An 8,054-nucleotide genomic window follows, 5' to 3' on the forward strand; every position below is an offset into this window, starting at 1 on the left:
TCACATTTGCCGCGGCAATGCCGCGAGGGACAGAGCGAGGGGGTCGACCCGATATGGGGCGCGGCCGGCAGAAGGCGAAGCAGACCAAGGTGGCACGGGAATTGAAGTACCGTCCCGTGAGCACCGATTTCTCGTCACTTGAGCGTGAGCTTCGGGGGCCCGGCGGTTACGTGGAGCGGGTGGAGGAGATTCCCGACCAGTACGCCGATCTCGCCGAGGCATACAGCGAGGACGTCGAAGACAACTTCGACGACGATGATGAGGACGAACGCCGAGCCTGAGTGGGTGCCTGACCGGCTCCTGTCGGGTTACGAGAACACCACTCTCCCTCTGGACGGCGCAGAGCCCGCTGCGGGTGAACCCGACGACGCACCACTGGTCGGCACGCTGTTGAGGCGCGATGCCCCTTCTCGGCCGGGAGCGGTCGTGTATCTGCATGGCTGGAATGACTACTTCTTCCACCCCCATGTCGGTGACTTCTTCGACGGGCTCGATCGCGACTTCTACGCAATCGAGCTACGTCGTTACGGACGATCCTTGGCTCCGGGGCAGTACAAGGGCTTCATCTCCGACCTGAGCGATTACTTCGCCGAGCTGGACGCTGCGATGGAGATCGTTGCGGCCCATCATGACGAGGTCGTCCTGATGGGACACTCCACTGGCGGTCTGGTCGCCTCCTTGTGGGTTGCCGAACGCCCCGGTCGGGTGAAGGCGCTGGTGCTGAACTCCCCGTGGATCGACTTGGGCGGTTCCATGCTGATGCACGCGGCCACCAGAAGCGTCCTGCAGCGGTGGGCGTCGTCGCGGCCCACCTCGCTGCTCCCGCTGCCCAACAATGGCTTCTACGTTCGCACGCTCGACGTCGCCCAGGATGGTGAGTGGACGATGGAGCCGGAGTGGAAGAACGCCACCGACTTCAGCCCGCGTGCCGCCTGGCTCGCGGCGATCCTGGCTGGCCACGCGAAGGTCAAGGCCGGGCTGGGTATCGAGGTGCCGGTGCTGGTGATGGCGAGTGCCCGCAGCGACTTCCGCCGGGACTGGGACGAGGCGCTGCGCACCGTCGACATCGTGCTGGACGTCGACAAGATGGCCGCCCGTGCGGTGCGCCTGGGTTCCTGCGTGACGGTGGTGCGTATCACGGACGGCATCCATGACCTCACACTCAGCGCGCCTGAGGTTCGCGCCCGCGTCTTCGCAGGGCTGGAGCGTTGGATTGGCGCCTACGCCTGATCCCGAGCGATCCCCGGTCACGCTTGCCGAGCGACCGAAGCGCGGCCCCGATCGATCCAGCCACGGTCGCGGTGCGACCTGGCCCCGAGACCCGAGCCCGTCGGAGGGGGAAGCAGAACGAGCCCGCCCCGGCGAAGGGGGCGAGCTCGATTCTGTGGCCAGGACCGGGATCGAACCGGTGACCTTTCACTTTTCAGGCGAACGCTGCTACCAGCTGAGCTACCTGGCCAAAGCGCTGGAGACCAGTGGAAGTGGCACTCCAACACGTGCGGCGTCACACTGCGTTTGACCACAATGTGTTGCAACACAAAAGCGGTGATGCGAACACCACCGCTTTCGCGACCCCGACGGGACTCGAACCCGCGACCTCCGCCGTGACAGGGCGGCGCGCTAACCAACTGCGCTACGGGGCCTTGCGGCCCAAGAGCCTTTCGGCTCCGTCCGGCTGCCCGTTTCAGGCAGCTCGGAAATAATAGCGTGACAACGGCGGCGATGTCACATCGAGTGTCGCACCCGATCTGACTAGGCATTTCACTGCTCGGCGCTTCGGATGGGGCTGGGGACGCCGAGCTGGCGGTCGATCCAGTCCTTGACGCTCTCGCCGGAGCGTTCGGCGTCCATGATCCCGGCGCAGAAGGCCAGCACCGTGTCGGCGAACATGTTGCCCGCGCACCACTTCTCGTCCGCCATTCGTTCGGGGTCCACCCGGTGGCGCAGGATCACGCCGTCCAGCAGGGCCTGCATCGCCCAGGTGGCGCGCTCAGGGGTCCATGGGGCGCGCAGGCTGAAACCCGAAGCGGTCAGCACGTCGGAATAGAAGACGAGCCAGTAGTCGGCGTCCCCGCGCATCATGTCGCGCAGTGGTGCGTGCAGGTCGGGGTGGCGCCCGAGCAGCGGTGCGACGTGGGCCAGCAGCCAGCTGCGCGGGTTGCCCAGCAGCTCCTTCTCCGCCTCGCGGGTCAGCGTCGTCACGAAGTCGGTGGGTGAGGGGGAGTCGGCGGCGATCTCGAACAGCCGTGCGCGAGTCTGGGCGGTGGAGACGCCTTCGCGATCGCGGTAGAGCATTGCGTGCACGATGGCGTCGCGGACGAACTCCTCCTTGCTCGCCCAGCGGTTCCGGAAGGCCTTGCGCGACTCACCCTCGCCGTTTCCGCCGGCGGTCATCCGCAGCACGTCCTCGGTGCGCACCCAGTCCAGGGCCGCCGGGAAGTGGATCTGGCGCAGTCTCGGTGGGACGTTCTCCTCGGAGGTGGACAGTGCGGCGTCGATCAACGAAGCGGCGGCATTGAGGAACTTGACCGCCGTGGCGTCGCTGCGGGTCGGTGCAGGGCGTGGGCTCACCCAAACAGCTAACCACCCGTCAAGGGTGAGGGCCACCGCAGCGGCCCCTTCCCCAGAGAGGGCTCAGGGACAAGGGATCGAGCGTCGCGTGTGTTTCGGTCCACGGGAACCAAAACCCGTAGCTCGATTCGGCAGGGTGCTGGCAGTCGCGAAGGCGGAGAGGGGGCTGGTCGACACAGAAGCTGGGGTGGACAATGGTCGGCATGAGGACGAGGGGAGTGCCGGCCGCGATCGGCGGGCTGTGGATCATCCTGGGCATGGCCATCCTTGGCCTGTCCTACTACGCGCTGACGCGCACTGCCTACCCGGGCCTGTGGTGGGGCGGACTGACGCTGAGCATGGTGCTGTTGCTGACCGGCGCCGTCTGGCTGCTCGCCGCCCTCACCGGTTGGGTCACCTGGACCCGCCGGGATCCCGCAGCGGTGCGCGTGCGCGACTGATTACCGCGAGCCCGCCCGCCTAGACTTGCCCGAAGGACGCTGGCCCAGCGTCCGCCGGACGAGGGGTGCCGTACCCGGACCGCGACAAGACGGCCCACGAGGAGTTCGTCGTGTCATGGATCGTGCTCGTGCTCTCCGGTGCGATGGAGGCCGTCTGGGCCACAGCGCTGGGACGTTCTGAAGGCTTCTCCAAGCTGGGGCCCAGCATCGTCTTCCTGGTCGCCACCACGCTCAGCATGGTCGGCCTGGCCTGGTCGCTGAAGGCACTTCCGGTCGGCACCGCCTACGCCGTGTGGGTGGGCATCGGCGCCGTCCTGACGGTGGCGTACGCGATGGCCACCGGCAACGAACCGGTGACCATCGCGAAGATCATCTTCCTGCTGATGATCGTGGGTGGCGTGATCGGGCTGAAGCTCACCCACTGACCTATCACCCGCAGGCCTGTCACCCGCGAGCCTGCCGCCCCATGACCTGCCAACGCGTCAGCTGGCTGCGTTCTGACGGGACGCCATGCCAGCAGACCAGGTGCGGTAGCCGCCGTCCAGGTTCTTGGCGTTGCGGCCCTTCTGGGTCAGCATCCGCGCGGCGATGTGCCCGCGGATGCCGACGGCGCAGCTGACCACGAGGTCGCCCTCGGGCAGTTCGTCCAGACGGTCCCTCAGCTCGTCCACTGGGATGTTGATCGCGCCGGGGATGGCGCCATTGGCGACCTCGGCAGGGGTGCGGACGTCGATCAGGTGCACCCCGCCCTCCATCAGCTCGCCGACCTCGTGCCACTGGACGGTGTCCGTGATGCCCTGGGCGGTGTTCTGGTCGACATAGCCGAGCATGTTCACCGGATCCTTCGCCGAACCGAACGCGGGCGCGTAGGCGAGTTCAAGGTCGGCCAGGTCGGACGCGGTCAGCCCGCCCGCGATGGCGGTGGCGATCACGTCGATGCGCTTGTCAACGCCGTCGTCCCCGATGCCCTGGGCGCCGAGGATCTCGTCCGTCTCCGGGTCGACCAGCAGCTTGAGCGCCAGCTGGGCGGCGCCGGGGTAGTAACCGGCGTGCGAGGCGGGGTGGGTGTGGAGTGCGCGGTAGGGGCGTCCGGCGGCGACCAGACGCTTCTCGTTCCAGCCGGTGCTGGCGACCTGCAGGCCGAAGACGCCCACGATCGCGGTCCCGAGCACGGGACGATCGGCCCCCGGGAGCCCGGACAGGATGTCGGCCAGCACGCGCCCCTGACGGTTGGCAGTGTTGGCGAGCGGCACCAGCGTCGTCTCGTGGGAGAGACCGTCGACCTTCTCGACCGCGTCGCCGATGGCGTGCACGTGCGGGTCGCTGGTGGTCATCTTCTCGTCCACAGCGATGCCGCCGCGGGGTCCGATGGTCAGGCCGGCCATCCGGGCCAGCGTCGTGTCGGGGCGCACGCCGATGGCTGCGACCACCACCTCGCCCGGCAGGGTGCTCCCGTCGGACAGGTTCACGACCTGGTCCCCGATCGCGGTGACCGATACGCCGAGGCGCAGGTCGACGCCACAGTCACGCAGTCGCTGGTGCACGGGGGTGGCCATCTCGGGGTCGAGCGGCGCCATCACCTGGGCGGTCGCCTCGACCAGGCTGACCTGCATGCCGCGGTGCACGAGGTTCTCGGCAACCTCCACGCCGATGAAGCCGCCACCGATCACCACGGCGGTCTGGGCGCCGGCGACGGCGGCTGCCATCGCGTCGGTGTCCTCGACGTCGCGCAGGGCAAGGGCGCGCTCGATGCCAGGCAGTTGCGGCGTGATGGGGCGCGCGCCCGGGGAGAGCACGAGTTCGTCGTAGGCCAGGGTGCTGGTCTCATCTGACATGGTGCTGCGGGTGGTGACCTCGCGGGCGGTGGTGTTGACGCTGACGACCTCGGTGTTGACCAGCACGGTGATGCCGAAGCGGGCGGCCAACGACTCAGGGGTCTGCAGCAACAGGGCTGAGCGTTGTTCGATCACGCCGCCGACGTAGTAGGGCAGGCCGCAGTTGGCGAAGGAGACATAGCCACTGCGCTCGATGACGGTGATCTCGGCGTTCTCGTCGAGACGACGCAGGCGGGTGGCGGTGGACATGCCGCCGGCGACGCCGCCGACGATGACATAGCGCTTGGTGGCCTCGTCGCGGCCGGAGGTGGTGTCGGTGCTCATGGGTCGATCCTAGATACCCTTGGGGGTATTTTGCAAATACCCCCAGGGGTATCTAGAATCTCGATGGGTAGAGCTCGGAACGGGTCGGGGAAGCCCAGCGCGAGGTGGTCCGCCTCCCCGATTCCAGCCCGACCCGACCCGACGAACCCACCCCAAGAAGGAGAAGGACCCATGAGACGAGCCCAGGACCTCTCGGTCACAGAGATCACCGGCTGGTTGCAAGAGGCCGATGCGCCGACGGTGCTCGACGTCCGCACTCCGGTCGAGTTCGCCGGACACCACATCGCCGGTGCCGTGAACGCGCCGTTGGACGTCATCAGCCAGCACGCCGACGAGATCGCCGAACACCTGGACGGCGAGGTGCTGTTCGTATGTCTCACCGACGGCCGCTCCCACGAGGCTGCGCGGATGATGGCTGGTTCCCTCGGGGGCCGCGGCCACGTGCTCACCGGTGGGATGACCGCCTGGCGTGAGGCCGGGCTGCCGGTCCAGGGTCCCGGCGAGGGCGTCTGGTCGGTGGAGCGCCAGGTGCGCGCGACCGCTGGCGGCATCGTCCTGGCGTCCGTGCTGGCCAGCATTGTCGCCCCGAAGTCCCGCTTCGTCGCCGGCGGCGTCGGTGCCGGCCTGGTGTTCGCCGGTGTCACCGACACCTGCGGGATGGCCAAGGTGCTGCAGAAGATGCCATGGAACCGCGGGCTCTCACAGCCCAGCGTCTCCAAGATCACGTCCGAACTCGACCGCGTCAACTGACGCGGTCAACCCGTTACACCAACCACCAAGGAGAAACGAAATGTGTCGTCCCGTCACGTGCAAGACCTGCGGCAAGACCACCTGGGCTGGCTGCGGCCAGCACATTGACCAGGTGAAGCGTACTGTTCCGGCTAGCCAGTGGTGCGACGGTCGCCACGAGGGCGTCGACAAGCCGGCGGGCAAGAGCCTGTTTGGGCGTCTGTTCGGCTGACGAACGAAGTGGAGCCCCCCATGCAGTTGGATCCCGAGGAGCTGGACCCGGTCATCAAGCGGTTGCGCCGCGCCCAGGGCCAGCTGGCGGCCGTGATCCGGATGATCGAGGAGGGGCGGGAGTGCCGTGACATCGTCACCCAGCTCTCCGCCTGTTCCAAGGCGATCGACCGGGCCGGTTTCGCGCTGATATCGACCGGGCTGCAGGAGTGCATCAACGGCGACAATCCCAACCGGGACGAGGATCTGGCGGCAATGGAGAAGCTCTTCCTGTCGCTGGCGTGAGACGGCCAGCCAGCCCAGCTGGCAGGATCAGTGCAGCCAGGGCGGGGGCATGGTGGCGGGCGGCGTGTGCGCCTCCCAGTCGATCCACCAGCGTTCCGCGTCTTCGGGACGGATCTCCGGGCGCAGCTGCTTGACCTGGTCACGCAGCTCGAACTTCATCCGGGTGAGCCGGGCAAGGTCGGTTCCGTCGGTGTCCTCGTCCGGGTCCAGGACGCTGCACTCCAGTTCCCAGGCCTGGCAGCGCAACTGGATGACGCTCCTGGTCAGCCCCTGCTCGACGGCGTCGAGTTGGAGGTGGGCTTCGGCGGCGCGCATCCAGCCGTAGTCGCGGTTGATCCGGATCAGGCCGGGGTCGATCGTGAGAGCGTCGTGTACCCCGATCTCCGGCTCTATCACCTTCGCGCCGGCGCTTCTGGCATAGGCGACCTCGTCGCGTTCGGTCTCGTCGCTCATGATCTCGGTGGCGCGCATCATCACCGAGATCATGTCCCGCTCGGCGTAGCTGGGCTGGGACTTCGCGCCGGGGGCATTGGACGTGACCACCCAGGTGGTGGTGCAGCCCAGGTGTCCGATCGCCATCTCGGCGGGCAGGTTCTCGCGGACCCCGCCGTCCACATAGGTCTCGTCGTCGAGGGCAACCGGGACGAAGACTGCCGGGATCGAGCAGGATGCGAGCACCCCGCGGGTGAGCTCCTGTGCGGTGCCGCCGATCGGGACATCCTCTCGGTCGACCAGCATCCCGTCTTCACGCAGGAAGCGCAGTTCGCCACTCTCGAGCGCGGTGACGGCGATGCGGACGGTGAGACCTGACTCGCCGATCTTGGTCGCGTCGAAGACGCCGCTGCCCAGGAGTCGCTGCAGCAGGGGCCCAGGGACGTACATCGAACGCGTCTTCTCGGCGCCGGACAGGATCAGTCCCAGGTCGGTGCCCACACCGCGCATCCGGCTCAGGCCCGAGAGCACCGACAACACCATGGCTGGTGAGAGCTCGGCCGGCGCGACATCGGGGTCGTTGGTGGCCAGGGCCAGGGTCTCGAGCTGTGGGCTGAGGGGACGAGCGTCCTGGGTGTTCGGGGATCCCGGTCCTGATGGGTCGTGCTGGGGTTGGTCCTCCAGATCCAGCGCGGATCCCCTGGTGAAGGGGAGCTGGATGCGCGGGAGGCTCGCCCCTGCCCGCCATGCCGGCCGCGGGGACGCTGTCTGTTCGGCGTGATCGCGTTGCAGCAGGGCCATCAACTCGGGGCTGCGGGCGCGGAAGCGCCGGAACCACGCGCGCTCGGTGAACATGTCGCTCTGCTCTTCCATCTCGAACCAGAGCCGCTCGAGTTCGCGGATCGATGCGGCCTGCTCGGCGGGGTCGGACGACTGGGCGATCATCGCGGCGATGATGCTGCCGGCCGATGTTCCGACCACGACGGTCGGCGCGATGCCGGCGCGCTCGTAGAGGTAGCGCAGGGCGCCGATCTGGAAGCTGGCCTTCGACCCACCCCCGGACAGGACCAGTCCTTCGCGCTCCTCGCGCGGGCTCAGCAGAGAGGTCAGGGGGAGCCCCAGCCATGGGCGACGTGCCATGACGCCAGACTAGCGAGCTTCGCAGGGCGTCACCGTCGGTTCCTCGCTGCCCGGTGGGGCGCCTGGG

At 67.9% G+C, this 8,054-nt stretch carries 10 protein-coding genes, 2 tRNA genes and 1 riboswitch; of the genes, 7 read left to right on the forward strand and 5 right to left on the reverse strand.

The window, feature by feature from the left end; translation table 11 throughout:
* The first annotated feature begins 116 nt into the window (after positions 1-116).
* Together ABD089_RS04570 and ABD089_RS04575 are read left to right on the forward strand one after the other, a co-directional pair.
* Complete coding sequence (locus tag ABD089_RS04570; protein ID WP_425560020.1) at positions 117-281, forward strand: hypothetical protein; 165 nt, start codon at positions 117-119, stop codon at positions 279-281.
* Between the two features lie 4 nt (positions 282-285).
* Positions 286-1,230 (forward strand): alpha/beta hydrolase, encoded by a 945-nt coding sequence (locus tag ABD089_RS04575; protein WP_343885035.1) that lies wholly within the window; start codon positions 286-288, stop codon positions 1,228-1,230.
* A gap of 155 nt (positions 1,231-1,385) precedes the next feature.
* Here ABD089_RS04575 and ABD089_RS04580 read toward each other — a convergent pair.
* The 3 genes from ABD089_RS04580 to ABD089_RS04590 all read right to left on the reverse strand — a co-directional run bounded on the left by ABD089_RS04580 (position 1,386) and on the right by ABD089_RS04590 (position 2,571).
* Positions 1,386-1,459 (reverse strand) — tRNA-Phe (locus tag ABD089_RS04580).
* Between the two features lie 110 nt (positions 1,460-1,569).
* Positions 1,570-1,643 (reverse strand) — tRNA-Asp (locus ABD089_RS04585).
* A gap of 118 nt (positions 1,644-1,761) precedes the next feature.
* Positions 1,762-2,571 carry a hypothetical protein gene (locus tag ABD089_RS04590; protein ID WP_343885036.1) on the reverse strand — a complete coding sequence of 270 codons (810 nt, stop codon included), beginning with the start codon at positions 2,569-2,571 and terminating at the stop codon, positions 1,762-1,764.
* A gap of 203 nt (positions 2,572-2,774) precedes the next feature.
* Here ABD089_RS04590 and ABD089_RS04595 point away from each other — a divergent pair, with 203 nt between their 5' ends.
* Together ABD089_RS04595 and ABD089_RS04600 are read left to right on the forward strand one after the other, a co-directional pair.
* The gene (locus ABD089_RS04595) at positions 2,775-3,011 is read left to right on the forward strand and encodes a hypothetical protein (protein ID WP_343885037.1); all 237 of its coding nucleotides are present in this window, start codon (positions 2,775-2,777) and stop codon (positions 3,009-3,011) included.
* A 31-nt stretch (positions 3,012-3,042) separates the two neighbouring features.
* Positions 3,043-3,110, forward strand: a riboswitch (guanidine-III (ykkC-III) riboswitch).
* Between the two features lie 11 nt (positions 3,111-3,121).
* Positions 3,122-3,436, forward strand: coding sequence for a DMT family transporter (locus tag ABD089_RS04600; protein WP_343885038.1), 315 nt, complete (start codon positions 3,122-3,124; stop codon positions 3,434-3,436).
* A gap of 57 nt (positions 3,437-3,493) precedes the next feature.
* On the opposite strand, the gene ABD089_RS04605 is transcribed toward ABD089_RS04600, so the two are convergent.
* Positions 3,494-5,170, reverse strand: a complete 1,677-nt coding sequence (locus ABD089_RS04605) for an FAD-dependent oxidoreductase (RefSeq protein WP_343885039.1) — start codon at positions 5,168-5,170, stop codon at positions 3,494-3,496.
* A 171-nt stretch (positions 5,171-5,341) separates the two neighbouring features.
* Between ABD089_RS04605 and ABD089_RS04610 the strand changes: the two genes are divergently transcribed.
* From ABD089_RS04610 to ABD089_RS04620, 3 genes are read left to right on the forward strand one after another with little or no spacing between them, the layout of a single operon-like run.
* Positions 5,342-5,920 (forward strand): rhodanese-like domain-containing protein, encoded by a 579-nt coding sequence (locus ABD089_RS04610; RefSeq protein WP_343885040.1) that lies wholly within the window; start codon positions 5,342-5,344, stop codon positions 5,918-5,920.
* A gap of 40 nt (positions 5,921-5,960) precedes the next feature.
* Positions 5,961-6,131, forward strand: coding sequence for a hypothetical protein (locus ABD089_RS04615; protein ID WP_343885041.1), 171 nt, complete (start codon positions 5,961-5,963; stop codon positions 6,129-6,131).
* Between the two features lie 20 nt (positions 6,132-6,151).
* Positions 6,152-6,415, forward strand: coding sequence for a metal-sensitive transcriptional regulator (locus ABD089_RS04620; RefSeq protein WP_343885042.1), 264 nt, complete (start codon positions 6,152-6,154; stop codon positions 6,413-6,415).
* Positions 6,416-6,442: 27 nt separating this feature from the next.
* Here ABD089_RS04620 and ABD089_RS04625 read toward each other — a convergent pair whose 3' ends face one another.
* On the reverse strand, positions 6,443-7,987 hold the full coding sequence (locus ABD089_RS04625) for a patatin-like phospholipase family protein (protein WP_343885043.1): 1,545 nt from the start codon (positions 7,985-7,987) through the stop codon (positions 6,443-6,445).
* Positions 7,988-8,054: the final 67 nt, after the last annotated feature.

This window comes from Luteococcus sanguinis (assembly GCF_039527675.1).
Lineage (GTDB): Bacteria > Actinomycetota > Actinomycetes > Propionibacteriales > Propionibacteriaceae > Luteococcus > Luteococcus sanguinis.